Below are 26673 nucleotides of genomic sequence, written 5' to 3'. Positions count from 1 at the left end.
TAATTCAAGATGAATTTATTTGATGTATATCCACTCATTCCTGTAAAACTCGTAAGAGCGGAAGGTGCCAAGCTTTGGGACGATCAAGAACAAGAATATTTGGATCTTTATGGTGGACATGCAGTCATTTCCATTGGGCATACGCATCCACATTATGTAAAGCGTATTGAAGATCAACTAAATCAAATCGCATTTTATTCTAATTCTGTTCACATTCCTATTCAAAAGCAATACGCTGAAATTTTAGGACGTATATCTGGATATCCTGATTACAATTTGTTTTTGTGTAATTCGGGAGCCGAAGCAAATGAAAATGCGATTAAGTTGGCTTCCTTTGGTACGGGTAAATCCGGTTTTATTTCTTTTACAGGAGCATTTCATGGAAGAACATCTGCAGCCGTTGCATTGACGGATAATCCTAAAATTGTAGCTCCTTGCAACGCAAGAGAAGATTTTGAAATTTTGCCTTGGGGTGATTTGCAAGCAGTGGAACTCCGTGTCAAACAAGGGAATATTGCAGGAATTATTATAGAAGGTATCCAGGGTGTAGGTGGTATTCAGGTTCCATCACCTGAATTTTTAACTGGTTTGACCAATATCTGTAAGGATTTTGGAGTGAAATTGATCTTAGATGAGGTTCAGTCAGGGTTTGGTAGAACAGGAAAGTTTTTTGCCCACCAATGGGTGAAAAACATAAAGCCTGATATCATCAGCATGGCCAAAGGTATGGGAAATGGTTTTCCAATTGGGGGAATCCTTATTTCTCCTGATTTTGAATCAAGCTATGGATTGCTGGGGACTACTTTTGGAGGGAACCATCTGGCTTGTGCTGCAGGAATTGCTGTATTGGAAGTTTTAGAAGCAGAAAATTTAATTCAGAAGGCTCATGAACTGGGGACCAAAGTCATGGAAGAATTAAAAACTATTCCTGGAATTATTGATGTTCGAGGAAACGGTTTAATGATTGGGATCGATCTGGACCGGGAAGCTGGACCAGTTAGATCTGAATTGGTGAAGAAATACCACATATTCACAGGAAGTGCAGCCTCCTCTAATACCATTAGACTACTTCCTCCTTTAAATATTGAATTGAATCAGCTAAATTCGTTTATATCAGCATTGACTCAAATTTTAGCACAATCACCTATTCTCAAATAAATGGACTCAAGTTCAATAAAAATTCAAAAATTCACTCAGTTCGAATCCCAGGCTTTAGGTCAACAATTAATAGATAAAGCATTATTTTATAAAGCAGACCCTAGAATTGACATCCAAAGAGGAATGGGAAAGAGAATCGGTTGTATTTTTTTGAATCCTTCTCTTCGGACAAGAGTTTCTACTCAAATTGCCGCTTCCAATTTAGGTGTGGAGCCAATTGTCCTCAATATGGACAAAGAAGGCTGGGCACTTGAAATGAATGAAGGCGCTATCATGAATAAAGGTACTGTGGAGCATATTAAAGATGCTGCAGGTGTTTTGGGAAGTTATTTTGATATTCTGGCAATTCGAGCTTTTCCTTCTTTAACGAATAAGGATGAGGATATGAGTGATTTTGTTTTCAGTCAATTTGTCAAGTATTCTGGGATTCCCGTGATTAGTTTGGAATCGGCCATTCGTCATCCTTTACAAAGTCTCGCGGATCAGATTACCATTCAGGAATATTCTAAAGAAATCAAGAAGCCTAAAGTTGTTCTTACATGGGGGCCTCATATCAAAGCAATTCCACATGCTGTTGTAAATAGTTTTGCAGAATGGACACTAGGCATGGGACATGATTTGACAATTACCCATCCTGCTGGATATGAGCTAGATGATAAATTTATAAAAGGAGCTACTATAGAATATAATCAAAGTGAAGCATTACAAGATGCTGATTTTGTGTATGTTAAGAACTGGTCTGGATTTAATGATTATGGAAAAATTATTTCTACCGATCACTCGTGGATGCTGACAGAAAATCATCTCAAAGCTGCAACAAACGCCAAAGTAATGCATTGTTTGCCAGTTAGAAGAAATTTGGAATTATCGGATGAAATCCTAGACGGACCAAGATCTCTGGTACAAAAACAAGCCGAAAATAGAATCTATGCTGCTCAATCTGTAATCAGCCATTTGATTTAATGAAGCCCCAAACCTATCGACCTATGAAAATCAGTATTATTAAAATTGGCGGCAATGTCATTGACTTTCCAGAAAAACTAGATGAGTTTTTGAGTCTTTTTTCAAAATTCCCTGGTCATAAGATCCTAGTCCATGGAGGTGGAATCATGGCTTCGAGGTTCGGAGAATCCCTTGGGGTAATGCCTGAAATGGTAGATGGGCGAAGGATAACGGATAAAGATACATTGGATGTGGTGACGATGGTATATGCGGGTCTGATCAACAAACAGATAGTTGCGAAACTACAGGCTCTTAAAGTGAATGCTTTGGGAATGACAGGAGCTGATGGCAATTTGATTCGATCCATCAAAAGACCTGTCAAAGGAATAGATTATGGATTTGTAGGCGATATAAAAGAAGTAAATATAAAACTGATTGATCATTTACTACAAGCTGATTTGTTACCTGTAGTCAATGCAATAACTCATGATCAAAAAGGTCAGTTATTGAACACAAATGCAGATAGCATCGCTTCTGCCCTAGCTACAAGCTTAGCAGCGGAGCATCAGGTGAATCTGTATTTCTGTTTCAACAAAAGTGGAGTCCTAATTGACGAGAAAAATGAAAACTCTATCATTCCATTGATCAATGAGGATATTTATCAGGAGCTTAAAAAAGAAAATGTCATCCATTCAGGTATGATTCCTAAGCTTGATAATGCTTTCGAAGCTTTGATGAAGGGTGTCAATCATGTTTGGATTGGCAAAGCTGAAAACCTATTACTAGCTGCCAAAGGAAAATTATCTGGTACAACCATAGAGAGACATCGTTACGATCTTTATTGATCTTGACAGGAAGCCGTGAAGACTATCGAAAATTTATATGAGGATGCTATTCAGCTTTTAAAACAGTTGATTTCTATCCAATCTTTTTCTAAAGAAGAGGATCAAACTGCAGCGCTACTAGAAGAATTTTTTAAAACCCGGTCAATTTCTTTTCAACGATCAGGAAATAATATCTGGGCTTTTGCGAATGATTATAATCCTGAAAAGCCTACCATATGGCTTAATTCCCACCAAGACACCGTAAAACCAAATTCCGGTTATTCCCTTGATCCTTTCTCACCTATAGAAAAGGATGGTAAATTATTTGGATTAGGAAGTAATGATGCCGGTGGGCCTTTAGTAAGCTTGATTGCGGCATTTTGTTATTTCTTCGAAAAAGAATTGCCTTTCAATTTGATTTTAATTGCATCAGCAGAAGAAGAGATTTCAGGTCCTCAAGGAATTGCCTCCGTTATTTCAAAAATCCCAGCTTGTGATTTGGCAATAGTAGGCGAACCCACGCTGATGGATTTGGCGGTTGCAGAGAAAGGTTTGATGGTGATTGATGCCAAAATGAAAGGGAAAGCTGGACATGCCGCCCGAGAAGAGGGCGTAAATGCCTTGTATTTAGCTTTGGATGATCTTGAAAAGATTAGAAATTTTATCTTTAAAAAGGAATCTGCTTTTCTGGGGAAAACAAAGGTTTCGGCAACAGTTATTCATGCAGGAAAGCAACACAACGTAGTACCTGATCTTTGTGAATTCACATTGGATGTCCGTGTTACAGATGCTTATACTTTAGAGGAAGCATTAGATGAATTGAAGAAGAACTTAAAATCTGAATTGTATCCGCGATCTGTGAGATTACAATCCTCAAGTATTCCTGAATCTCATTTTATTTGGAAGATCGCAGAGAAATTGGGTTTAAAGACCTATGGTAGCCCTACCCTATCAGATCAAGCCTTAATTCCTTTTCCATCGGTAAAAATAGGTCCAGGCGATTCAGCAAGATCTCATACAGCAAACGAATTCATCTATTTAAATGAAATTCAAAATGGAATTACTGGATACATAGCTATTTTGGATACTTATACTAAATTATTAACGGAAGTACAGTAAATCGCACTATGAAACTTTGGCAAAAAGCAACTGGAAATAAGAAGGAAGTAGAAAATTTCACCATAGGTAGAGATCCTGAGTTCGATATAATTTTGGCACCTTTTGATGTGTTAGGTTCCATGGCACATGCCCATATGCTTACCAAAGTAGGTTTGTTGACTTCAGAAGATAATCAGCTTTTACAAAAAGGTCTAAAGGAAATTTACTATGAAATTGAAAAGGGCCAATTTGAAATTGCTTCTGGAGTAGAGGATGTGCACTCTCAGATTGAATTTCTACTAACTGATCGATACGGAGAGGTAGGAAAAAAACTACATAGTGGTAGAAGTAGGAATGATCAGGTGCTTGTGGACTTGAAACTATATTACAGAGCTGCCATACGAGAATTAGTAGAAGAGGCCACTACTCTTTTTGATTTACTAATCAAATTAGCTGATCAACATAAAGATGATCTTATGCCCGGATATACCCATACCCAATTAGCGATGCCATCATCTTTTGGTCTTTGGTTTGGCTCTTTTGCAGAAGGCTTAAGTGAGGATATGGGTATGTTGCAAGCTGCGTTTGATTTAGCTAATAAAAACCCATTGGGTTCTGCTGCGGGTTATGGTTCAAGTTTTCCTTTGGATAGAACCTATACCACTGAATTGCTAGGTTTTGCTGATCTACATCATAATGTAATTAATGCCCAAAATAGCCGAGGGAAAGCCGAAAAAACCTTGGCTTTTGCATTGGCTGGAATTGCTGGAACTTTAAATAAACTGGCAAGCGATATTTGCCTGTTTATGAATCAACATTTTGGTTTTATAAGTTTCCCGGATGATTTAACTACGGGAAGTAGCATAATGCCCCATAAAAAGAACCCAGATGTATTTGAGTTAATGCGGGCTAAAACCAATCAAATTCAAGCTGTCCCCACGACAATCTCCTTATTGTTAACAAATACGACTACTGGATATCATCGCGATTTGCAGTTATTAAAAGAAGAGATTTTTCCTGCTATAGATACGATTAGCAATTGCTTAAGTATGTGCACATTTATGCTGAAATCCATAAAAGTCAAAAAAGGAATTCTGCAGGACCCATTTTTCAAACATGTCTTTTCAGTGGAAGTGGTTAATGAACTAGTGTTGAAAGGAATTCCATTCAGAGACGCATATAAGCAAGTTGGGATGGGTATTGAAGCAAATAATTTTTCACCAGACCAAAACAAAATTTCTCACTCACACGAAGGAAGTATCGGAAATCTTGGATTACCAGAGATTTCTCAAAAAATGAAAAAAGCTGTTAAGGGATTCAACTTTGAAGAAATTGATGCCGCATTTTTAAAACTATTAAGCTAGTCTTGAATGATACTGGAAAATTTGTAATAGTCTAGTCGAAAAATTATAATTTACACAAGTGTTTATTTTAAACGCATTTATATAATTTTAATATTCTTTCATGGAAAGCCTATTTGGTAAGAACATCAAATATGATCTTAAGTCAAGTTTGGTGGTATTTTTAGTAGCACTTCCGCTATGTCTTGGGATTGCAATCGCAAGTGGTGCCCCTCCTATGTCTGGATTGATTGCAGGAATTGTTGGTGGAATCGTCGTGGGTGCTTTTTCAGGATCTCATGTAAGTGTCAGCGGTCCTGCAGCAGGACTCACAGTAGTTGTTTTGGATTCTATTTCTTCCTTAGGGACTTTTGAATTGTTCCTAGCTAGCTTGGTTGTAGCAGGATTGATACAACTTGTTTTGGGAATAATGAAAGCTGGGGTTTTAGGATATTATTTCCCGCATGCTGTAATTAAAGGAATGCTCACCGCCATAGGTTTGATATTAATATTGAAGCAGATCCCTCATGCATTAGGATATGATAAAGATACTATGGGTGATGAGACATTTTTACAGTCTGATAATCATAATACTTTTACAGAAATCTGGTATGCGATAGAGTTTAATAGCCCGGGAGCTATTTTAATTGTTTTAGTAGCATTGGCGATAATTATATTTTTTGAACGACCCAAAATCACAAATCACAGAATTTTGGGTGTTGTTCCTGGAGCACTTTGGGCAGTATTATCAGGAATTTTAATTAACGAAACTTATCAATATTGGAAACCTGACTGGTATTTGGACAGAGAACATTTAGTAATGCTTCCATCTGTAAACAATTTTGGGGAATTAAGTAATTTAATAACCTTCCCTGATTTTTCTTTAATTTCAGATAGTGCTTTCTGGATCATAGCTGTAACAATTGCAGTGATCGCATCAATAGAAACACTGCTTTCAATAGACGCTGCAGATAAGATGGATCCTCAAAAAAGGATTACACCTAACTCAAGGGAATTAGTTGCCCAAGGAATTGGTAATACTGTTTCTGGTTTAATTGGTGGGTTGCCAGTGACGGCCGTAATAGTAAGAAGCTCTGCAAATATTACCAGTGGTGCCAAAACAAAACTTTCGGCTATTTTACATGGAATTTTACTGATTGTTTTAATCTTGGCTATACCTGGGATATTAAGTAAAATACCACTCAGCTGCCTAGCAGCGATTCTGTTTTTTGTAGGTTATAAACTAGCCAAACCAACTATTTTCATTTCAATTTATAAGCAAGGCAAAGATCAATTCATACCATTTATTGTGACTGTATTGGCGATTCTATTAACTGATTTATTGATTGGAATAGGAATAGGCATGGCATTTGGATTATTCTTTGTGATTAAAACTAACTTTCAAAAATCAATCAGGATTACGGAGCATAATGGAAATTATTTGGTACAACTTCAAAAAGACGTTAGTTTTTTAAATAAAGCTCCTTTAATGAAAGAATTGGAAAAAATCCCATATGGGGCTCAGGTGGTAATAAATGCGGAAAAAGCAAGATTTATAGATCATGACATTCAAGAGGTTTTGAATGATTTTATCTTGACCTCTTTTGATAAAAATATTGAAGTAACGACGGAAGGATTCCGTTATAAATTGACAAATTCACTATGAAACCTTACGAAAAACTTCTGCTGCAGAATAAGGCCTGGTCTGAAGAAATGAATGAAACAGATAATACATTTTTTCAAAGATTGGCTCAACAGCAAAAACCTAAGTTTTTATGGATTGGCTGTTCAGATAGCCGAGTTCCTGCAAATCAGATCACAGGTACTGAACCAGGTGAAATTTTTGTACATAGAAATATAGCAAACATGGTGGTGCACACAGATCTTAATATGTTAAGTGTGCTACAATATGCAGTAGAAGTCTTAAAGGTTGAGCATATTATTGTTTGTGGTCATTATGGATGCGGAGGAGTAGCTGCAGCACTCACCAATAATAATTTGGGATTGATCAATAAATGGCTTCGTAATATAAAAGAGGTCTATAAAATGTATAAAGATGAAATTGATGCCATCGAGAACCCTTCTGAAAAAGCAAATAAATTAGTTGAGTATAATGTCATTGAACAATGTCAAGATTTAATTAAAACCTCCATTATTCAAAAATCTTGGAATCAAAGAAAAGCACCTCACGTTTATGGTTGGGTATATGGATTAAATAATGGATTAGTTTCTGAGTTAGTTAAAATTGAACCTGATTTTGAAAATATCAATCCCATTTTCAGGTATGATAAAGATCAATTGGGATAATCATTTCAGAATAATCATCTGAAATTGATAATTCATTTTGAAAATCCAATTACGGTCTATTTATTTGTGTAATCCTTCTCTTTTTTTAGTGTAAGGATTTATAAAGAAGAGGCGAGAGACAGGCTCAATGACCCTCTGGCAACCTGGAAAATCCAAGGTGCCAATTCCTGCCAATTGAGATGGTCTCAATTGGAACTATAAATTCTTTACAATATGTACAGCGGATTTTCTTCTCTTTTTCCCTCAAGACCTTTTCAGTTTACACTTACTCTTTTTCCAACTGCCATACCAATTAGCAGTCAAAAAATGATAAGCCCTTTTATACTTAAACAAGCCTTATCATTTTGTATAAAATCGTATACTCTAAATTTTAACAATAAACTCTCAAATCTATGTCTACTTTAAAATTTGAAACACTTCAGCTTCATGCTGGACAGGAACCTGATTCTACTACAAACTCGAGAGCAGTTCCCATTTATCAGACCACTTCTTATGTTTTCAACAGTGCCGAGCACGGTGCAAACCTCTTTGGATTAAAAGAATTTGGTAACATATATACCCGAATTATGAATCCGACGACGGACGTTTTCGAAAAAAGAATGGCCGCTCTTGAAGGAGGTGTTGCTGCCGTGGCAACAGCTTCAGGACAAGCTGCACAATTTTTAGCTTTGAATAATATTCTTGGTGAAGGAGATAATTTTGTTTCTACCTCTTTCTTATATGGAGGTACTTATAATCAATTTAAAGTCGCTTTCAAGAGAATCGGGATTGATGCAAGATTTGCAAAGGGAAATGATGCGGCATCTTTTGAAAGTTTAATTGATGATAAAACCAAAGCAATTTACCTGGAGACTATAGGAAATCCCGAATTCAATATTCCTGATTTTGAGTCTATTTCTGCGTTAGCAAAAAAATATGATATTCCCTTGGTTGTAGATAATACATTTGGAGCAGGTGGGTATTTATTTCAGCCCATTGCACATGGTGCAAATATTGTCACCTCTTCAGCTACAAAGTGGATAGGTGGGCACGGAACTTCTATAGGAGGCATTATCATTGATGCGGGGAATTTCAACTGGGGAAATGGAAAATATCCTCAGTTTTCAGAGCCTTCAGAAGGATATCATGGTTTAAATTTTTGGGAAGTATTTGGTGAGAATAATCCTTTAGGTCTTCCAAACATTGCTTTTGCAATCAGAGCTAGAGTCGAAGGGCTTAGAGATTTTGGTCCAGCTATTTCACCATTTAATTCTTTTTTACTCCTACAAGGTTTAGAGACGCTTTCCTTGAGAGTTCAAAGAACAGTTGACAATGCTCTTGCAGTTGCAACTTGGTTGGAAAACCATCCAAAAGTACAGAAAGTAAATTACCCGGGACTTTCATCTTCTCCTTACCATACTTTAGCAAAGAAATATCTAAGAAATGGTTTTGGAGGTGTTTTAAGCTTTGAAGTGAAAGGTGATAAAGAAGAAGCTTCTAAATTTATTAACAGTTTGGAGTTGATTTCTCACCTAGCTAATGTAGGTGATGCTAAGACTTTGATAATCCAACCATCGGCTACAACCCATCAGCAACTTTCGGATGAAGAGCAATTGGCTGCAGGTGTGACTCCTACTCTATTGCGAATTTCCGTTGGGATAGAACATATTGATGATATCAAAGCTGATTTGCAGCAAGCTTTTGAAAAAATATAAGTGTTAATGAATTTAAAAAGTCAATTCGCAACGATTACCATGTCTCAGGAATTGTTTCATTCGAGTACCCCATTAGAATTAGAATCAGGTGAGATTCTTTCAGAGTTTGATTTAACATATACGACCTATGGGCAATTAAATGAGAAGAAATCGAATGTAATCTGGGTCATTCATGCTTTGACTGGAGATTCAAATGCTTCGGAATGGTGGAGTGGGTTAATAGGGGAAGATAAATTCTATGACCCATCCTACTATTTTATTATTTGTGCAAATCTTCTTGGATCTTGTTATGGTTCAACCAGCCCTTTGAGTACTATTCCTAACTCGGAGCAATCATACTATTATGATTTCCCTGAACTAACTACAAGAGACTTAGCAGCAAGTTTGGAAAGGCTTAGGGAATATCTAAAAATTGAACAAATTCATACACTTATTGGAGGCTCCCTAGGAGGTCAAGTTAGCTTAGAGTGGGCTTATACCTTAGGGAAAAAACTTACAAATGCTGTGATACTTGCGTCAACAGCAAAAACGAGTCCTTGGGTTATTGGAATAAATGAAGCTCAAAGAATGGCAATTGAGGCGGATAATTCTTGGGGTAAAAAAACAATAGATGCTGGAAAAAAAGGGTTAGAAGCAGCTAGAGCTATAGCAATGCTTAGTTATCGTCATCCAGATGATTTTCAAAAGAAGCAGTTAGATTTTGAGGAAAAATTAGATGGATTTAGAGCTGCATCCTATATAAGATATCAGGGAAATAAAATTTCTAAAAGATTTAATGCTTTATCTTACTGGACCTTAAGTAAAACTATGGACAGTCATGATCTAGGTAGAAAAAGAGGAGGAGTGAAAAAGGCCTTAAGTGAAATTACCGCAAAGGTATTAGCTATTGGAGTTAATTCAGACTTATTATTTCTTTCTGAGGAGTCACGGTTTATATGTGAACATGCTCAAAAAGGAACTTTCAAAGAAATTAATTCAACTGCAGGGCATGATGCTTTTTTAATTGAGTTTGAGCAACTCTCATATTTCTTGAAATCATTTTATTTAGAAAATAAGTAAAGAGGGAGATTACCACATTACTTATTTACTTTAGTCCATTCCACTGTTTTACCAATCCAGGAGAATCCTAAATACCCCTTCACCTCTAACTTCTCCTGTCCTTTAAGTTTTAGCTCGCATGAATAGGTTTTCCCTGAATTGGGATCGTATATTTTACCACCCTTCCAGATTCCATCATCATATTTTAATCCCTCTAGAATGGTTAAACCCATAACAGGCCTATTTCTTAATTCTTCATTTTCGTTTGCTTTATCAAGTACAGGGGTACCATCTTTGTTAGGGTTATCTAACCAAATAATTTTACCTAAGTATTGATCGCCTGCATTCATAATTTCAATTTGAGCAGTCTTCTCTGTATTAAGCCAAGTACCCAAAATAAGTGAGTCTGATTGTGCTTGTATATCAAAGGGATTCAAAAAAAGAATACAAATTAGAAGCGAAGCAAAATGACAATTTTTCATAAAAACCTCTTTAGTAATGATCTATTTCAATATAGCTTTAGATTTAATTAAATAATTTATAAAGATAATACATGATTTTAGCATCTCAACAGATTAAATTTGAGGAACTTACTCTGATTCTATTAAAAGAAAAAGCTGTTTGGGTACCTGAAATTAATTCAATCTTTATAGCAGATTTACATTTTGGTAAAGCCGCACATTTCAGAAAATCAGGAATCCCAATCCCCGAACCAATTCATCAGGAGGATTTAAATATTCTTTATAGTTTATTAACTACTTATGATCCTAAAAATGTTTACTTCCTAGGAGATTTATTTCACAGTGACTTGAATAATCAATGGAATACGCTGAATCATTTTTTAAGAGGGTTTCCGAATATCAATTTTAACCTGGTTTTAGGAAACCATGACATCCTACCCTCTTCAACCTATGATCTATCTACTTTTAGCGTTTTCAAAGAACCTTTGGAAATAGAAAACCTTATTTTATCTCACGAGCCTTTAGAAGAAATTAGAGATGGCAAAATAAATTTATGCGGACATATCCATCCAGGCATAAGACTTGTGGGAAAAGCTAGACAATCAGTCAGGCTTTCCTGTTTCTTTTACCGACCAAATCAATTAATTCTTCCCGCATTTGGAAGGTTTACAGGCTTGGCATTAATACAGCCAAGTTCAAAAGATCAGGTTTACGGAATCACAAAAGAAAAGGTGATTCCAATCCTTTCCTGATTTTAGATTGGTTATAAGTTATGCACTGATTATTTTTGACCAGAAATTTTATTTTATGGCGAACCAACCTCGAAAGAAAAAAATACTAGGTCACTTCAAATTCGGAAGTGTTTTATTTAGTACTACACTTTCCCTTTTCATCGTTGGGTTATTTGGAGTGATTCTGATTCAAGCGAAATCATTAACCAGCATGATCCGAGAAAATATTGAGGTTCAGATTTTTCTGGATAAAAATTTAGAGGAAAGTGAAATTTCAGAGATCAAAGAAAATCTGCAAAGTCGTCCATTTATCCTTAGTAAAAGTGACACTATAGGTCTAAAATTCATCTCTGATGAGGAAGCTGCAGCCACTTTTATTGAAAGTACCGGTGAAGACTTCACAAAATTCCTTGATGATAATCCACTTCGGGATAGTTTCGTAATAACTATTGCTGAAGAATTTCAAACTTCCGAACAATTGGATGCAATTGTAGCAGAAATTCAAGCGATTGATGGGGTTTTTGAAGTTTCTTACATGACTGATTTGGTTGACTCAATCAATAAAAATTTGTTAAAAGTCAGCTTAGTTTTGGGTGGGTTTATTTTAATCCTCATCATTACAGTAATTATGTTGATTAATAATACCATCCGTTTGGCCTTGTTTTCACAGCGATTTTTGATCAGATCCATGCAATTAGTTGGTGCCACTAGAGCCTTTATTAGAAAACCGTTTTTAACAAGAGCTTGGTTTTTTGGAATGCTTGCCGGGGGTATTGCATCTCTGACTTTATATGGTTTAGTGAAATATACTCAAGCAAATATTGAAGGATTTGGCCTTCTTCACAACGAAGAAATGTTGATGATTCTTTTTGCCATATTAGTTGGCGTTGGAGGAGTTTTATCGGCTTTGAGTACCTTAAGAGCAGTAAATAAGTATTTAAACATGTCTTTGGACGAATTATATTAACATGAGCAAATCACATTTCCCTTTCTCTAAAAAAAATTATCAGCTCATGGCCATAGGTTTTGCTCTGATCGTTGTGGGATTTATAATAATTGGATTGGATAAGGAGCCTCATGGAAATGGTTTCCTTGGATTAACCCTTGGCCCTATTATTACACTTTCAGGTTTTATTTTTGAGTTTTACGCCATCTTCGCTAAAACAGAGAAAAACTAGGAATGGAAATTATCGATGCTATAATCCTTGGAATCATTCAAGGGTTGACTGAGTTTTTACCTGTGTCGTCAAGTGGTCATTTGGAGTTAGGAAAAGCAATTTTAGGAGAATCTAAAATGCCAGCAGAAGGGCTAATGTTTACTGTCGTTGTTCATTTCGCTACAGCTTTGAGCACCGCTTTGGTTTATAGAAAAGATATCGTTGAAATTCTTACAGGGATATTCAAAAATAAATGGAATGAAGAGACTCAATTTGCAGTAAAAATCTTTATTTCCATGATTCCAGCCGGGATTGTAGGATTATTTTTTGAAAAGCAATTAGAATCCCTATTCGGAGGAAGTGTGGTATTTGTAGGATATATGTTGATTTTAACTGCCATCCTCCTTTTTCTCGCCGATAAAGCTAAAACTACCAATAAGCCTGTCACATTTTTCAAATCATTTTTAATAGGGATTGCTCAAGCAATAGCTATTCTTCCTGGAATTTCAAGATCTGGAGCAACAATATCGGCTTCAGTAATATTAGGAGTTGATAAATCCAAAGCAGCTAGATTTTCCTTTTTAATGGTTGTTCCTTTGATTTTAGGAAAGATTGCAAAAGATCTTTTAGATGGAGCTATTTCTATGGAAACTCAGGGAATAGGATATTTAACAGCTGGATTTATTGCGGCATTTATTTCGGGTGTGATAGCATGTACTTGGATGGTGCAATTGGTGAGAAGAAGTAAACTAAGCTATTTTTCAATCTATTGTCTTGTGGTAGGAATTGTTGCAATTTTTTCAGGCTTATATTTGTAGAATGCAGGAGCAGAAACCTTATGGAGAAGTATTTTTGATTAATAAACCTCTTGAATGGACTTCATTTGATGTGGTGAAAAAAGTCAGGAATGCACTTAAAATTAAAAAAGTTGGACATGCTGGGACTTTAGATCCCTTGGCAACTGGCCTTTTAATTATTTGCGCTGGAAAAATGACCAAGCAAATCGAAGGTTTTATGGGCAAAGAAAAAGAATATACCGGAACATTTATTCTTGGTGCCACAACCGAATCTTTTGATTTAGAGAAGCCTGTAATCCCAGTTGCAGATCCTTCACATCTCACCTTATCTGATATCGAATCCGCAGTAGCTGAACTGACAGGAGATATTCTTCAAATTCCTCCCATGCATTCAGCAATTAAAGTTGACGGAAAAAGAGTTTATGAATCTGCCAGAAAAGGAATAGATGTGAAAATGGATCCAAGGCCAGTTCACGTGAGGGAATTTGAAATTACAAGATTTGAGGAAAATGAAATTGATTTTCGTATTTCCTGCTCAAAAGGAACCTACATCAGAAGTCTAGCCCGGGACCTAGGAGAGAAATTAAAAGTTGGGGCATATATGAGTGCTTTGTGCAGAACAAGAATTGGTGAATTCAAACTACAAGAATCTCGTGAGTTACTCCCTTTGATAGAAGAAATTAAGGAGAGGCATCAACCTCAATAAAAGAAAAAAACAAAGATGAAAATCTACGAAGGCTTAAGTGATATTCCATCAATTCCAAACCCTGTTGTTACTAGCGGGACTTTTGACGGAGTTCATTTGGGGCATCAAAAGATTTTGTACAGAATCAGAGAAATTGCCAGAGAAATAGAAGGGGAAACATTACTGATTACTTTTTGGCCCCATCCAAGACTTGTTCTCTACCCTGATGAGCACAAACTTCGATTACTCAGTACTTTTGAAGAAAAAACAAAGCTCTTACGCTCATTCGGGATTGATCATTTGATCACAATTCCTTTTACCAAGGAATTTTCTCAATTAAGTTCTCGGGAATTTATAGAGAAGGTTTTGGTAGAAAAAATTAAAACGAAAAGACTGATCATTGGGTATGACCATCGTTTTGGTAAAAACAGAGAAGGAAGTTTTGAATACTTACAGCAACATCATTCAGAGTTTGGCTTTGAATTGGAAGAAATTTCAAGACAAGATGTAGATGAAATTGGCGTTTCCAGTACTAAAATTAGGAGAGCCCTAGAAACTGGAGAGGTAACAACCGCCACAAATTACCTAGGGAGGCCTTACGAATTAAATGGTCTTGTGATAAAGGGTCAGCAAATTGGAAGATCTATTGGCTTCCCAACTGCCAATATTCATATTCCAAATGACTATAAACTTATCCCTATGGACGGAGTTTATGCAGTAGAAGCTCTGGTAAATGGTTCTTTGTTTAAGGCAATGTTGAATATTGGTAATAGGCCAACAGTTGGTGGTACAAAGAAAACTGTAGAAGCTCACTTATTTGATTTTCAAGGTGATTTATATGATAAGCAAATCACGATTTATTTAAAGGAATTCCTTAGGAAAGAGAAAAAGTTTGATAACCTTGAAGAGTTAAAGAAACAATTGGCTTTAGATCAAAAGAAGGCCAAATCATTATTATAAACCCAAAATATTATGATTAACAAAACGGTTAAGGATGTCAAAGAAGCAGTGGCAGATATTCCGTCTGGAGCGATGCTAATGATGGGTGGTTTTGGTTTATCCGGAATTCCGGAGAATTGCATTTCTGCGCTACTTCAACGTGAAATTAACGAATTAACCATCGTGTCAAATAATGCTGGCGTGGATGATTTTGGAATAGGTTTATTGTTGAAGAAGCGAATGGTGAAGAAAATGATTTCAAGTTATGTTGGGGAAAATGCAGAGTTTGAAAGGCAATTGCTTCAAGGCGAGCTTGAAGTTGATTTAGTTCCTCAAGGAACTTTGGCAGAAAGGATCAGAGCTGGTGGTGCAGGTATTCCAGCCTTTTATACACCTGCAGGATTTGGAACTGAAGTAGCAGAAGGAAAAGAAACCCGTGAATTTAATGGTAAGATGTATTTGCTTGAGAAAGCATTGATCGCAGATTTTTCAATAGTTAAAGCTTGGAAAGGTGACACAGCCGGAAACCTTATTTTTAAAGGAACTGCTAGAAATTTTAATCCTATCATGGCTGCAGCGGGAAAAATTTGTATTGCAGAAGTGGAAGAACTCGTTGAAGTGGGTGGGTTAGATCCAAACGAAATTCATTGCCCAGGGATTTATGTTCAGCGTATTTTCCAAGGCAAGGATTATGAAAAAAGAATAGAACAAAGAACTGTTTCCAATAATTAAACCCAAAGCTCATGTTAAGTAAAAATCAAATTGCTCAGCGGATTGCCAAAGAGGTTAAAAACGGGCAGTATATCAACTTAGGAATTGGTATTCCAACACTAGTTGCAAATTACATTCCTGATGATTTAGAGGTTGTTTTACAATCAGAAAACGGTTTGCTGGGTATTGGGCCGTTTCCAAAGGAGGAGGATGTTGATCCTGATTTGATAAATGCAGGTAAACAAACTATCACAATGCTTAAAGGTTCGGTCCTATTTGATTCTGCTGAATCTTTTGCTATGATTCGAGGTGGTCATATTCATTTGACAATTCTTGGAGCCATGGAGGTTTCTGAAAATGGAGATATTGCCAATTGGAAAATCCCTGGTAAAATGGTTAAAGGTATGGGTGGAGCAATGGATTTAGTGGCTTCAGCAGAAAATATTATTGTTGCCATGCAACACTGTTCAAGAACAGGTGAATCTAAATTATTGTCTAAATGCAATCTACCTATCACAGGCCTAAAATGTGTAAAAAAAATCGTAACTGATTTAGCAGTTTTAGAAATTGATCCAGAAGGTGGATTTATTCTAAAAGAAAGAGCACCAGGAGTTAGTGTAGAAGAAATTATGGAAAAGACCTCGGGTAAATTAATTGTGCCAGGTGACATACCAGAAATGGTATTTGAATAATTTAAAAAAGAATTGAACTCCTAAGCTCGGGCTTTGGTTTATCAAAAAAAATTTCCAAGGATGAAAAAATCAGATATTAAATTTCAAGTAGAATTAGACGAAAAGAGTCTTCCAAAATCCATCACCTGGGATGCCTCAGATAAAGAAGGCGAAGGAATGGAATCAACAAAAAGTATTAGCTTGAATATTTGGGATAATTTAAATCAAAGTACACTTAGAATTGATCTTTGGACAGAGGAAATGTCTGTCGTCGAAATGAAAAGATTTTATATCGATATACTTGGAGGAATGGGACAGACAATATTAAATAGTACAGGAGATGAGTATATGTCTGAAGAAATAAAGGATTTATGTGATCGACTTGTAAAGCATGTGAATGAAGAAAATAGAAAAAGCAAATAACTAATAGAAAAACTACAGAGTTAAGCCCGATTTTAATCGGGCTTTTTTGTTTGACTTAGATCAATTTAAAAAAACATAATTTTGATTTTTTTTTAATAGAATCTTCACCCTAAAATAGGATCAATAAAGATTTGGCGTTTTTTTTGATTTTTACTTAAAAATAGCCTCAACATTCAATCTAGCGACTTTTTTGATTGAAAACTATTTTATTAAAATTTACATTATTATCATTTTTTTATTCCCTGTTTAGGATATATTTCGAGAATTATTCGCGCTTAATCCCAATTTAAAAATTCTCATTTAATATTTAAACCCAAAAAATACATGATGAATTCTACTCCAAATAAATTGCGGGTAGTTGTACTACTATGCATGCTGGTTTTCATTTGCTCTGGCAAAATTTTAGCCCAAACAGTGATCTCTGGTACAATCACAGATATTGATACCAAAGAGACATTAATTGGGGTTAATATTTTAGTTAAAGGAAAAGTGATAGGAACTATATCAGATCTTTCTGGTAACTACAATTTAAGTGTTAATCAAGAACCTCCTTTTACTCTAGTATTTTCTATGATTGGTTATAATACTCAAGAAGTTGAGATCACTGGAGGAGTTAGTAATCTTGATATCCAAATGTCTGAGACAACAATCTTAGGTCAAGAAGTTGTGGTATCAGCCTCTAGAATGGAGGAAAGCGTATTGCAATCCCCAGTTTCTGTAGAAAAAATGGATATCATCGCTATTAGAGACGTGCCTCAAGCAAGTTTTTATGATGCGTTAAACAATTTGAAAGGTGTTGAAATGACCACTCAATCCTTGACATTTAAATCTTTTAATACAAGAGGATTTAATGCTAATGGAAATGTTAGGACAGTTCAACTTATAGATGGTATGGATAACCAGGCCCCTGGACTTAATTTCTCTGTAGGAAATATTTTGGGGATCTCTGAACTTGATCTGGAAAGTGTAGAATTATTACCTGGCGCTTCATCTGCCCTATACGGACCAAATGCAATTAATGGAATATTATTAATGAATAGTAAAAATCCATTCCTGTATCAAGGATTATCTGCAAATGTAAAAACTGGTGTGATGAGCGAAGATGGAAGAACTACTGCTACAACAGGGTTTTACGATTTTAGCGCACGATATGCTAAGGCATTTAATAATAAAATTGCCTTCAAGATGAATGTAGCTTATTTGAGGGCTGATGACTGGCAGGCAAATGATTTCCGGGATCAATCATTATTAAATGGATTTGATATTGAATCTGGTAACCCAATGAATAACCCTGGATATAATGGGGTTAATACATATGGAGATGAGACAAATGTAAATATGAATTCAATAGCCCAGTCCATGGTGGCCGCAGGGGTTTTGCCAGCAGGTGCATTATCAATAGTTCCTCAGACTGCAGTTTCCAGAACTGGCTACAGAGAAAGTGATTTGGCAGATTACGGAACAAAATCTTTAAAATTGAATGCAGCGCTACACTGGAGATTAAACGACCGAGTTGAAGCCGTTCTTCAAGGAAATTATGGATATGGTACTACTGTCTATACAGGAGCTGACAGATATTCCATTGCGAACTTTAACATGGGACAGTATAAGGCCGAATTAAGAGGATCCAATTGGTATCTAAGAGCATACACAACTCAGGAACGATCTGGAGATGCATATGCAGTTGGAATAGCGGCTCAAGGTATAAATGAGGCCTATAACCCAAGTACAGTTTGGTTTCCTGAATATGTGGGAGCTTATGTTCAAGGGATTCAAGGTGGTTTAGCTTCAGATGCCGCTCATGCGGCTGCCAGAGCATTTGCTGATAGAAATAGGTTTGCGCCAGGTTCTTCTCAATTCAATCAGGCTTTAGAAGATGTGAGATCAAGACCTATCCCAGGAAATCAAGAAGGTGTAGGAGCAAAATTCGTAGATAAAACTAATTTGTATCACTTTGAAGGGTCGTATAATTTTTCTGAGGATATAAAATTTGCAGAGTTTGTAGTTGGTGCTAATTATAGAATTTACCAATTGAATTCAGAAAAGACCCTTTTTGCCACAGATGAAAATGGCGATGAATTTAGCATCAAAGAGTTTGGGGGGTATCTTCAAGGAACCAAAAAATTATTTAACGATCGTTTCAAGTTAACGGCCTCTGTACGCTATGATAAAAATGAGAATTTTGAAGGTCAATGGTCTCCAAGAGTTTCTGGAGTTTATACAGTAGGAAATCATAATTTCAGAGCATCATATCAGACTGGATTTAGAATACCGACTACTCAAGATCAATACATAGATTTATTTACACCTCAAGCGAGATTGATTGGCGGCCTTCCTCTGTTTAGGGATAGAAATAATTTTGGTTCAAACCCTGTTTATTCCTTAGCAACAGTCACAAATTTTGGCACAGGTGTATTAACTTCTGCACAGGACCCGGCAGTTCAGCAACAAGCAATTGCAACTGCAACCCAGCTTGTATTACAGCAAGTAGAGGCAGGTTTAATTCCTAATGATCCTGCAGTAATTCAAGCAGCCATAGGAGCTCTAGCTCCTCAGTTAGTGCCGGTAGTGGCAGCTCAAAATAATCAAGATAAACTTCAGGCTTATGAATTAACAGCATTTAAGCCAGAAAGAGTAAAGTCTTTTGAAGTAGGATACAAGTCTCTTATTTCAAATAAACTATTGATTGATGCTTATGCTTATTTCAATAATTTTGAAGACTTCATCGGAGGCCAGGTTCTAATTCAGGATGCCAATCCTAACCCTGAAAACCCGGCTTCTGCCTTAGGATTAAACTTGTTAAGTGCAAATACAAGAAACGTTTTTTCTATGCCTGTTAATAGAACTGAAGTAATCAAGTCTTGGGGCTGGGCAGTTGGTTTGGATTACAAGCTACCTAAAGGTTATACCTTGGGTGGAAATGTTTCCTATAATACGCTCTCAAACTTAGAGGAGTTAGCTGAAACTGGTTTCCAACCAAGTTTCAACACCCCGGAATATAGATATGTGATCAACTTCGCAAACAGAGAGGTAATTGATAATCTTGGATTTGCAATGTCTTACAGGTGGCAAGGAGATTTTGTTTGGCAATCTTCCTTTGTAGGAGCATCAGTATCAAGCCAGCAGTTGTCTAAAATACCTTCATTTGGAACATTTGATGCACAAGTAAGCTATAAGTTGAAAAGTATGAAGTCTATACTAAAAGTTGTAGCTTCCAATTTATTTAGTGACGGATACAGACAAGCATGGGGAAATCCAACTGTAGGAACCATGTATTTTGTTAGCCTTACATTTGATGAATTCCTGAATTAATAAAACTTCGCTTTAATGAAATAGCCCTTTTGAAAATTCAAAGGGGCTATTTTTTTATCCATTTCATTATTAAAGATCAATGGGTCTATGCTTTACCCCCTAAGAATTTCTAAGTTCAAATATTAGGGAATAAACAAATGGAAGAATTTCTTCTTAAAATAGCAATAGAACTTTTGAGGTTTAAAGCCGATTCAAGAAGGGTTTTTTTTGGGATTCTTAGAATTATTGAAGTCTAAATACCCTTTATAATAAAAAAGATAGGGATCGCCACAGTTGTGACGATCCCTATCCATAAAAGCAATTTCAGAACTTACCTTATTCCCATTCTCTCGTCAAAACACTTAAGAAACTCACCAAATCCCTGATTTCTCTTTTGCTGAGTACTTCTTTCATGTCCGGCATACTAGATGGCGAATTCTTTCTTTCTGAAATTTCAGAATTAGAAATTAATCGCTCTGGTTTAGAAGCTTCTTTAACCACTACCCCATTTTCTTTCTCTTCTATTAATGTACCATTTACAGAAGTTCCATCTTTTAGTGTTAACTGAACAAAACCATAGCCTGGAGCTAATCTTTTGCTTGGATCAATTAAAGCTTCGAGCATCTGGGTTTTAGAAATTCTATTTGCAATCCCATTCAAATGCGGTCCTGCTGTTCCACCCATATCATCATATCCATGGCAACGAATACATTGGGCAGCTTGATTTTGAAAGAATATGGTTCTACCTGCCCTGACACTTCCGCCTTCTAAGGCACCGCTATAAAGTGCCACTAAGTCTCCATTGGTGCGCTCTTGTTGGATTTGATCAAATTTAGTCTTTAGATCCTCAGAACCGGTTTCATCTATTGCCTCTTCCAGTTCAATCATCACTTCATTTGGCAATTTATCTGCCTTCAAGTCAGCGAGCAAGGTATTCCAAAGTTCAAGGTTTGCAGAATTTGGAAGATTCCCCAGACTTAAAAGTGCTGCCTGCCTTTCTTCAATAGTTCTGTTTTGTATTACATCTTGTAGCAAATTCACCATCAGCTCTTCCGAAATATCTGTTTTTGTCAACAGATCTAAGCCTACTACTCTTACAGCTTTTGATTTATCATTCATTGCAATCTCAATCGGTCCTGAGATGTTATCCGGGACGATTTTGGATAAAGATAAAATAGCTTCTACCCTTACTGGGTCAATAGGATCAGATTTAAGCAATGCTAACAATTTTGGTTCTGCTTCTTTAATTTTCAATTTGCCTATCGACTTAGCTGCAGCTATTTTCACAATCTCACTTTGATCCGATAAGGAATTTATCAATGTAGTTGAAGCAGCTGCTTGAATTGGAGCTAATTCTCTTTCAATGGCCCCTCTATTTCTACCGTCTACTCTATCCAAAACGGAAGGTTTTGCCCAAGTTCCTATTGTAGCTATTGCTTCTGCTTTTAAAACTGGAGAGATTCCAGGCTTAGAAATGTAAGTTTTTAAATTTTCCAAGGCTTTTGGAGATCCTACCCGAAGATTAGCGCCAATAGCTCTTCGGATCAAAGGCTCATTTTGGAATTTAGTGCTGACCAAAAGGTCTCCTAAAGCAGGTAATGCAGGCTCGATTGAAAAATCATCATTTATAGCTCTTGCAACCTCAGTGACAATATATTCATCGGAATCTGATAGGAAAGCAGTTATTCCTGGCTCAGCCATTCTTCTTAAAGCCAATACTGCTCCTAATCTTACTGCTGGAGAAGGGTTTGAAGCCAATGCAATCAAAGGCTCCTTTTTATTGATTCTAGCCAAGGCAAGACTCGCAGCATGTCTTAAGAATGCATCTTCATCATTATTTTCTTCCAACACTCCAATCAATCCATTTATTGCAGGTTCATATGCTATTCTTCCTAAAGCCTCAGAAGCAAAAAATCGAACTCTAATTTCAGAGTCACTTAAAAGTGGCATTAAAGATTCACCAGCGTTTGCATACTTGATATCTCCTAACCATTTCGCTGCCTGAGCCCTGATTTCTGGGTCTGAATCTTTAAGTAAAGGAATTAAAGCTTCAGCATACTCCATTTTGTTTGATCGTGCTAATTGGCTAATTCCTACAATAGCATGAATTCTTGCTAATTGATTTGATTTTTGTGCAATTGCATTTTGGAAAACCTTGAAGCCATCCTCTCCCCTTTTTGCTAATTCAAATTGGGCTTTCCGACGGATTCTCATATCCTCATCTCCTAAATATCCACTCAAAGCTTCATCGGTAAGAGTTTTGAAGTCTGTCTTTATCACTTGGGCAGTGATCTTTCTAGCTTCCCAATTTTTCCCTCCTTCATCATCCAATTTCCAGACTCGACCGTAATTTTTTGTATTCCAGCCTTGAATCCAGTCAGCAAAATATAAAGATCCATCTGGGCCAAAATCTAATCCAGTCGCCAAAACACCACCCATTACTTTCTCTGTTTGGGACATTTTAAAAGATGCTCCATCAGGTTTCAGCTTGAATGCATGAATACCAGAAGAAGTGGGGTTTCCTACAAATGATGCTACAAAAAAGGTGTTTCTCCATTTTTCAGCCAAAGCCGTCCCCGGATTGAAAACCATTCCTGTTGGGCCGTTGATGTAATTTTGAATTGGAGGAGTTATATAAGCCGCCTGACCTTCATGTCTAGGTAAATATAACTTCTCATCCATCCATACTTTATAGGTGTTATTATCAGGGTCTCTATACTTTCCAAATTGCCAGTTGGTTCTCCAGCCTGTATCTGATCCATTTACTAGATAAACCAATCTTTCGCTTTCTCCGGCATGATCTCCATCATTATCAACAGAAATGAGGTTATTATATTGGTCAAAGGTGAATTCGTGTGTATTTCTTACCCCCATGGCAAAAATCTCAAAATCACTTCCGTCAGGATTGGCTCTTGCGATTACACCTCTATTAGGGTATTTCCATTCTGTACCATCAGGGCCTTTTCCATTAAATCCAATATCTCCAATTCCCCAATAAATCCTTCCATCAGGCCCCATTTCCAATCCGGACATTCCATGGCCACCAAAACCGATATGGATCCCGTATCCATGAGAAATAGATTCTTTCTCATCCATGATGCCATCATTATTAGTATCAGTTAGTCTCCAAAGATCTGGTCCCACTCCGATAAAAAGATTATCTTCCAATTTCAACAAAGCTCCAGCTACGTCCGTAGTAACATCATTGAAATCCTGTACCATCATCTGGGAATAGTCAGCCATTCCATCACCATCCTTATCTTCAAGTCTATAAAGCTCTTCCCGCTCTACTGTCATATCACGCCAGTCATGATACCCATCACCATTTACATCAGCAAGCCAAGTATTCTTGTCTGACATTTCTGGAGATAGGGTTTTTTGCAAAAAAGATCTTTTCTCATTTATCGTTTGAAGACTGATTGATTCGATCTCCCAATCTTGATGTCCTCTAATATCAAATTCAGAATTTTTCTGCCGGTTTGTTCTGGTATAATACAAACTTCCATCGTCAGTAACTTGGATAGATATTGGATCATAAACCAAAGAATCAACTGCCCAAAGAGAAAGTTTTAAGCCTTCAGCCAATGTTGGGCTAATCTGTGATTCAGCTGCTTGAGCCATCGTAGAAATTTCCTCTTTAGTGAGATTTTTTTCTCTAAGGTCTACTTCTTCTTTTTTACATGAAAAAAGTAGTGGAATTGAAATTGCCAAAATTAATATGGCATATGTTTTTTTCATTTTGGGTAGGTACTTTTTATGAGATTCCATTAGGTCACAAAATAAGAAATTTCAATGAGGGATAATTGCCATTAAAAAAATGATAGGACTATAAACAAAAATCCCGATCAAGGATCGGGATTTTGTTCACTTTAACCACTAACAACCATAAAACAATAATTTAAATAGACCTAGAAGGGATTGCCCATTAAGCCTTGGTAGTCGGTACGGGAATCGAACCCGTGTTTTATCCGTGAAAGGGATACGTCCTAACCCCTAGACGAACCGACCATCGGGGTATTAACTCTAACTTAACCACCTAACTAACTGATAATAAGCTATTTGTAGTCCGTACGGGAATCGAACCCGTGTTTCATCCGTGAAAGGGATGCGTCCTAACCCCTAGACGAACGGACCATTTAAAACCGCTGAAAAACTTGCCTTTTCAAATGGTTGTGCAAATATAGAAGGTTCAATTAATAATACCAATTCAGCTCCCAAAAATTTCTTTGGTTTTTTGCTAAAAAGCTGAGTTAAAAGGAATAATATTTTCTTCAATGTGGTTTCAGTCTTTTGACTAATTTTGAATTGAATTATATTTCAACCCAATGAATTCTATATCCGGAAAAAGAGTTGCCATCAATGGTTTTGGCAGAATAGGCAGGTTTACTGCTAAGTTAATATTAGAGAATAAATTATTAAACCTGATCGCTATCAATGATTTAGCAGAGCCAAAAGCAATTGCTCATTTATTAAAATATGATTCTATTCATGGTAAAACCGATGTTCAAATCAACTTGGAAAAGAATCAATTAATTGTTGGAGGACAAGAAATTCAATTGTTTGGAAAATCAAATCCTGAAGACTTACCTTGGAATGATCTTGATATAGACTTGGTAATTGAATGTACCGGGAGATTCACAGATCGAAATGGATCCGAAAAACATTTGAAAGCAGGGGCAAAAAAAGTAATCATTTCAGCACCATCCCTTGATCCAAGTATCAAAATGATTGTATTAGGGGTTAATGATGAAATTCTTACAGGAGAGGAGAAAATAATATCAAATGCATCTTGTACCACAAACTGCCTCGCTCCAATGGTAAAGATTCTAAATGATAAATTTGGGTTAGTGAAAGGCTATGCTTCCACAGTTCATTCTTATACCAATGATCAAAACTTACATGATGCTCCTCATAGGGATTTAAGGCGCGCAAGGGCTGCGGCCTATTCAATAATTCCAACTACCACTAATGCAGGCAAAGCTTTAGATATAGTTCTCCCATATCTTGCAGGGAAAGTAGAAGCTTCAGCAATGAGAGTTCCTGTTCCAGATGGTTCTTTGACCGATCTTATAGTTGAATTAAGCCAGAAAGTCACTGCCTCCCAAATTAACCAAGCATTCCTTGAAGCCAGTAGAACAAATTTAAAAGGCTTCTTGGAAGTAGAAGATAGCCCGATAGTATCAATAGATATCATCGGGAATCCTCACTCTTGCATAATTGATTCTGAATTGACTTCGACAAAAGGCAATATGGCCAAAGTTGTTGGTTGGTATGACAATGAAGCGGGCTATGCCAATCGATTATTGAATTTGGCAATCAAAATAACAAAAGCATCTTAGGGTTTAACCCTATTTAATGAAAGCATTTTGACGACAAAGTCTGGAAGATTTTTGCCTTGCTTCCTTTTTTGAAGATTAAGGAATAGGCCCCATTTTTCAATAATGGGGATTTTATGTGTTTCTACCATTTCTACTAAAGTCCCATCGGGATCTTCAATATAAGCAAAATGGCCCGCAGCTTTTCCCATATCAAAACCATTATTGCTATCTACTGTAAAAGGGAAACCGGACTCTTGAAGATTCGATCTAAGGGTTTTCATTCCACTTACATCAAAGCAAACATGGATAAAACCCAAATCTCCCCATAACCTACCTTTGTAGATTTTTTCCCTTTTAGAATTCTTTACTGCGATTAACTCTACTGTTGTTTGGCAAAGTAGCTTACCAAATGCACCTGTTCTTTTTTCAGGACTTCTCAATATTACTCTTGAGAAGGTTCCATTTTCTTCACAAAGTGGAGAAAAGTCATCCCATACCTTTGTATCATTAAATAAAACTTCGCTATGCTGGTAATTATATTTATAAAGTGGTAAAGATTTCTCTATGTCTGTCACACCTAATACCACTCCTGAAACCCCTCCCGTCAAATCATTATTTTTAGAAAACCAAGAGTGATTTTCTTCTATTTCAAATAAATTTCCAAATGGATCCCTTAAATAAAAATGCCATATTCCGATAGGGTTTTTTGTTGGTTTACCTAATAGTTCAACCCCCATGGATTCCATATAAGCATAGGTTTCCTTAATTTCTTTGCATCGGATTTTAACTGCAAGTATCCCTAAATCTCCCCATAAAATCTCTTTTTCAGGTGCTGCAGGAGTACGCGAAGTAAATTGCCAAATTTCAAATCCCCCTCCTCCTTGCATATTCATTGCAAGTATTGCATGTCGTTTTTCAACTTTTCCGGCAGTATACTTAGTCATTAAACCTGCCTCTGCACTATCTTGAAATATAGGGACATCCATTTTAAAAATCTTCCTATACCATTCCCATGCTTTATTGGCATCTTTCACTCCTATTCCAACTTGCTGAATGCCATTAATGGTTGCTTTATTCATTCCTATTTA

23 protein-coding genes, 2 tRNA genes and 1 riboswitch are annotated in these 26673 nt (G+C 36.5%); of the genes, 20 read left to right on the top strand and 5 right to left on the bottom strand.

The annotated features are described in order from the left end of the window. The first annotated feature begins 9 nt into the window (after window positions 1-9). The 9 genes from AAGF08_RS07940 (at window position 10) to metX (ending at window position 10422) form a co-directional block, all read left to right on the top strand. Window positions 10-1158, top strand: a complete 1149-nt coding sequence (locus tag AAGF08_RS07940) for an aminotransferase class III-fold pyridoxal phosphate-dependent enzyme (RefSeq protein WP_343510618.1) — start codon at window positions 10-12, stop codon at window positions 1156-1158. Then, window positions 1159-2121: an acetylornithine carbamoyltransferase gene (locus AAGF08_RS07935; RefSeq protein WP_343510617.1), complete on the top strand. Its 963-nt coding sequence runs from the start codon at window positions 1159-1161 to the stop codon at window positions 2119-2121. It abuts the gene before it with no gap. A gap of 23 nt (window positions 2122-2144) precedes the next feature. Beyond that, window positions 2145-2945 (top strand): acetylglutamate kinase, encoded by an 801-nt coding sequence (gene argB / locus AAGF08_RS07930; RefSeq protein ID WP_206587394.1) that lies wholly within the window; start codon window positions 2145-2147, stop codon window positions 2943-2945. 15 nt (window positions 2946-2960) lie between these two features. Further along, window positions 2961-4043, top strand: a complete 1083-nt coding sequence (locus AAGF08_RS07925; protein WP_343510616.1) for a M20 family metallo-hydrolase — start codon at window positions 2961-2963, stop codon at window positions 4041-4043. Window positions 4044-4051: 8 nt separating this feature from the next. Then, entirely contained in the window at window positions 4052-5386 is a 1335-nt protein-coding gene (argH, locus tag AAGF08_RS07920) for an argininosuccinate lyase (protein ID WP_343510615.1), read from the top strand. Window positions 5387-5486: 100 nt separating this feature from the next. After that, window positions 5487-7028, top strand: coding sequence for a SulP family inorganic anion transporter (locus AAGF08_RS07915; protein ID WP_343510614.1), 1542 nt, complete (start codon window positions 5487-5489; stop codon window positions 7026-7028). Continuing rightward, on the top strand, window positions 7025-7669 hold the full coding sequence (gene can, locus AAGF08_RS07910; protein ID WP_343510613.1) for a carbonate dehydratase: 645 nt from the start codon (window positions 7025-7027) through the stop codon (window positions 7667-7669). Before AAGF08_RS07915 ends, can begins: the two co-directional genes overlap by 4 nt. A 95-nt stretch (window positions 7670-7764) precedes the next feature. After that, window positions 7765-7873, top strand: a riboswitch (SAM riboswitch). A 188-nt stretch (window positions 7874-8061) separates the two neighbouring features. Continuing rightward, complete coding sequence (locus AAGF08_RS07905; protein WP_343510612.1) at window positions 8062-9363, top strand: O-acetylhomoserine aminocarboxypropyltransferase/cysteine synthase; 1302 nt, start codon at window positions 8062-8064, stop codon at window positions 9361-9363. 6 nt (window positions 9364-9369) lie between these two features. Next, complete coding sequence (gene metX, locus AAGF08_RS07900; protein ID WP_343510611.1) at window positions 9370-10422, top strand: homoserine O-acetyltransferase; 1053 nt, start codon at window positions 9370-9372, stop codon at window positions 10420-10422. 17 nt (window positions 10423-10439) lie between these two features. Here the strand turns inward: metX and AAGF08_RS07895 are convergent, their stop codons facing one another. Then, window positions 10440-10883, bottom strand: coding sequence for a DUF2147 domain-containing protein (locus tag AAGF08_RS07895; RefSeq protein ID WP_343510610.1), 444 nt, complete (start codon window positions 10881-10883; stop codon window positions 10440-10442). Between the two features lie 71 nt (window positions 10884-10954). Between AAGF08_RS07895 and pdeM the strand changes: the two genes are divergently transcribed. The 10 genes from pdeM to AAGF08_RS07845 all read left to right on the top strand — a co-directional run bounded on the left by pdeM (window position 10955) and on the right by AAGF08_RS07845 (window position 20288). Beyond that, entirely contained in the window at window positions 10955-11614 is a 660-nt protein-coding gene (pdeM, locus tag AAGF08_RS07890) for a ligase-associated DNA damage response endonuclease PdeM (protein WP_343510609.1), read from the top strand. 55 nt (window positions 11615-11669) lie between these two features. Then, window positions 11670-12560 carry a permease-like cell division protein FtsX gene (locus tag AAGF08_RS07885; RefSeq protein WP_343510608.1) on the top strand — a complete coding sequence of 297 codons (891 nt, stop codon included), beginning with the start codon at window positions 11670-11672 and terminating at the stop codon, window positions 12558-12560. 1 nt (window position 12561) lies between these two features. Further along, a complete protein-coding gene (locus AAGF08_RS07880; RefSeq protein ID WP_343510607.1) occupies window positions 12562-12771 on the top strand; it encodes a DUF3098 domain-containing protein in 210 nt (69 codons plus the stop codon). A 2-nt stretch (window positions 12772-12773) separates the two neighbouring features. Next, window positions 12774-13568 carry an undecaprenyl-diphosphate phosphatase gene (locus AAGF08_RS07875; protein ID WP_343510606.1) on the top strand — a complete coding sequence of 265 codons (795 nt, stop codon included), beginning with the start codon at window positions 12774-12776 and terminating at the stop codon, window positions 13566-13568. A gap of 1 nt (window position 13569) precedes the next feature. After that, entirely contained in the window at window positions 13570-14253 is a 684-nt protein-coding gene (truB, locus tag AAGF08_RS07870) for a tRNA pseudouridine(55) synthase TruB (RefSeq protein ID WP_343510605.1), read from the top strand. A gap of 15 nt (window positions 14254-14268) precedes the next feature. Next, window positions 14269-15192 (top strand): bifunctional riboflavin kinase/FAD synthetase, encoded by a 924-nt coding sequence (locus tag AAGF08_RS07865; RefSeq protein WP_343510604.1) that lies wholly within the window; start codon window positions 14269-14271, stop codon window positions 15190-15192. Window positions 15193-15204: 12 nt separating this feature from the next. Beyond that, window positions 15205-15903 carry a CoA transferase subunit A gene (locus AAGF08_RS07860; RefSeq protein WP_343510603.1) on the top strand — a complete coding sequence of 233 codons (699 nt, stop codon included), beginning with the start codon at window positions 15205-15207 and terminating at the stop codon, window positions 15901-15903. Window positions 15904-15914: 11 nt separating this feature from the next. Continuing rightward, complete coding sequence (locus tag AAGF08_RS07855; RefSeq protein WP_343510602.1) at window positions 15915-16574, top strand: 3-oxoacid CoA-transferase subunit B; 660 nt, start codon at window positions 15915-15917, stop codon at window positions 16572-16574. Window positions 16575-16634: 60 nt separating this feature from the next. Next, window positions 16635-16976 carry a gliding motility protein GldC gene (gene gldC, locus AAGF08_RS07850; RefSeq protein ID WP_343510601.1) on the top strand — a complete coding sequence of 114 codons (342 nt, stop codon included), beginning with the start codon at window positions 16635-16637 and terminating at the stop codon, window positions 16974-16976. Between the two features lie 324 nt (window positions 16977-17300). After that, entirely contained in the window at window positions 17301-20288 is a 2988-nt protein-coding gene (locus tag AAGF08_RS07845; protein WP_343510600.1) for a TonB-dependent receptor, read from the top strand. 315 nt (window positions 20289-20603) lie between these two features. On the opposite strand, the gene AAGF08_RS07840 is transcribed toward AAGF08_RS07845, so the two are convergent. The 3 genes from AAGF08_RS07840 to AAGF08_RS07830 all read right to left on the bottom strand — a co-directional run bounded on the left by AAGF08_RS07840 (window position 20604) and on the right by AAGF08_RS07830 (window position 24401). Beyond that, window positions 20604-24005 carry a HEAT repeat domain-containing protein gene (locus tag AAGF08_RS07840; RefSeq protein WP_343510599.1) on the bottom strand — a complete coding sequence of 1134 codons (3402 nt, stop codon included), beginning with the start codon at window positions 24003-24005 and terminating at the stop codon, window positions 20604-20606. Between the two features lie 195 nt (window positions 24006-24200). Beyond that, window positions 24201-24275, bottom strand: a tRNA-Glu gene (locus tag AAGF08_RS07835). A 54-nt stretch (window positions 24276-24329) separates the two neighbouring features. Beyond that, window positions 24330-24401 (bottom strand) — tRNA-Glu (locus AAGF08_RS07830). Window positions 24402-24601: 200 nt separating this feature from the next. Between AAGF08_RS07830 and gap the strand changes: the two genes are divergently transcribed. Beyond that, window positions 24602-25606 carry a type I glyceraldehyde-3-phosphate dehydrogenase gene (gene gap / locus AAGF08_RS07825; protein ID WP_343510797.1) on the top strand — a complete coding sequence of 335 codons (1005 nt, stop codon included), beginning with the start codon at window positions 24602-24604 and terminating at the stop codon, window positions 25604-25606. Here the strand turns inward: gap and AAGF08_RS07820 are convergent. Next, entirely contained in the window at window positions 25603-26664 is a 1062-nt protein-coding gene (locus AAGF08_RS07820; protein ID WP_343510598.1) for a VOC family protein, read from the bottom strand. The genes gap and AAGF08_RS07820 overlap by 4 nt on opposite strands. Window positions 26665-26673 lie beyond the last annotated feature (9 nt).

The sequence above is a fragment of the Algoriphagus sp. SE2 genome (assembly GCF_039563885.1).
Classification (GTDB): Bacteria; Bacteroidota; Bacteroidia; order Cytophagales; family Cyclobacteriaceae; genus Algoriphagus.
Note: the sequence above shows the minus strand (reverse complement) of the source record. Positions and strands in the feature narration are given on the sequence as shown.

What these genes read in the sequence shown, in the direction of transcription:
- AAGF08_RS07940 (WP_343510618.1), top strand. Translation starts at nt 10, where the DNA reads ATGAATTTATTTGATGTATATCCACTCATTCCTGTAAAACTCGTAAGA.
- AAGF08_RS07935 (WP_343510617.1), top strand. Translation starts at nt 1,159, where the DNA reads ATGGACTCAAGTTCAATAAAAATTCAAAAATTCACTCAGTTCGAATCC.
- argB (WP_206587394.1), top strand. Translation starts at nt 2,145, where the DNA reads ATGAAAATCAGTATTATTAAAATTGGCGGCAATGTCATTGACTTTCCA.
- argH (WP_343510615.1), top strand. Translation starts at nt 4,052, where the DNA reads ATGAAACTTTGGCAAAAAGCAACTGGAAATAAGAAGGAAGTAGAAAAT.
- AAGF08_RS07915 (WP_343510614.1), top strand. Translation starts at nt 5,487, where the DNA reads ATGGAAAGCCTATTTGGTAAGAACATCAAATATGATCTTAAGTCAAGT.
- can (WP_343510613.1), top strand. Translation starts at nt 7,025, where the DNA reads ATGAAACCTTACGAAAAACTTCTGCTGCAGAATAAGGCCTGGTCTGAA.
- AAGF08_RS07905 (WP_343510612.1), top strand. Translation starts at nt 8,062, where the DNA reads ATGTCTACTTTAAAATTTGAAACACTTCAGCTTCATGCTGGACAGGAA.
- metX (WP_343510611.1), top strand. Translation starts at nt 9,370, where the DNA reads ATGAATTTAAAAAGTCAATTCGCAACGATTACCATGTCTCAGGAATTG.
- AAGF08_RS07895 (WP_343510610.1), bottom strand. Translation starts at nt 10,883, where the DNA reads ATGAAAAATTGTCATTTTGCTTCGCTTCTAATTTGTATTCTTTTTTTG.
- pdeM (WP_343510609.1), top strand. Translation starts at nt 10,955, where the DNA reads ATGATTTTAGCATCTCAACAGATTAAATTTGAGGAACTTACTCTGATT.
- AAGF08_RS07885 (WP_343510608.1), top strand. Translation starts at nt 11,670, where the DNA reads ATGGCGAACCAACCTCGAAAGAAAAAAATACTAGGTCACTTCAAATTC.
- AAGF08_RS07880 (WP_343510607.1), top strand. Translation starts at nt 12,562, where the DNA reads ATGAGCAAATCACATTTCCCTTTCTCTAAAAAAAATTATCAGCTCATG.
- AAGF08_RS07875 (WP_343510606.1), top strand. Translation starts at nt 12,774, where the DNA reads ATGGAAATTATCGATGCTATAATCCTTGGAATCATTCAAGGGTTGACT.
- truB (WP_343510605.1), top strand. Translation starts at nt 13,570, where the DNA reads ATGCAGGAGCAGAAACCTTATGGAGAAGTATTTTTGATTAATAAACCT.
- AAGF08_RS07865 (WP_343510604.1), top strand. Translation starts at nt 14,269, where the DNA reads ATGAAAATCTACGAAGGCTTAAGTGATATTCCATCAATTCCAAACCCT.
- AAGF08_RS07860 (WP_343510603.1), top strand. Translation starts at nt 15,205, where the DNA reads ATGATTAACAAAACGGTTAAGGATGTCAAAGAAGCAGTGGCAGATATT.
- AAGF08_RS07855 (WP_343510602.1), top strand. Translation starts at nt 15,915, where the DNA reads ATGTTAAGTAAAAATCAAATTGCTCAGCGGATTGCCAAAGAGGTTAAA.
- gldC (WP_343510601.1), top strand. Translation starts at nt 16,635, where the DNA reads ATGAAAAAATCAGATATTAAATTTCAAGTAGAATTAGACGAAAAGAGT.
- AAGF08_RS07845 (WP_343510600.1), top strand. Translation starts at nt 17,301, where the DNA reads ATGATGAATTCTACTCCAAATAAATTGCGGGTAGTTGTACTACTATGC.
- AAGF08_RS07840 (WP_343510599.1), bottom strand. Translation starts at nt 24,005, where the DNA reads ATGAAAAAAACATATGCCATATTAATTTTGGCAATTTCAATTCCACTA.
- AAGF08_RS07820 (WP_343510598.1), bottom strand. Translation starts at nt 26,664, where the DNA reads ATGAATAAAGCAACCATTAATGGCATTCAGCAAGTTGGAATAGGAGTG.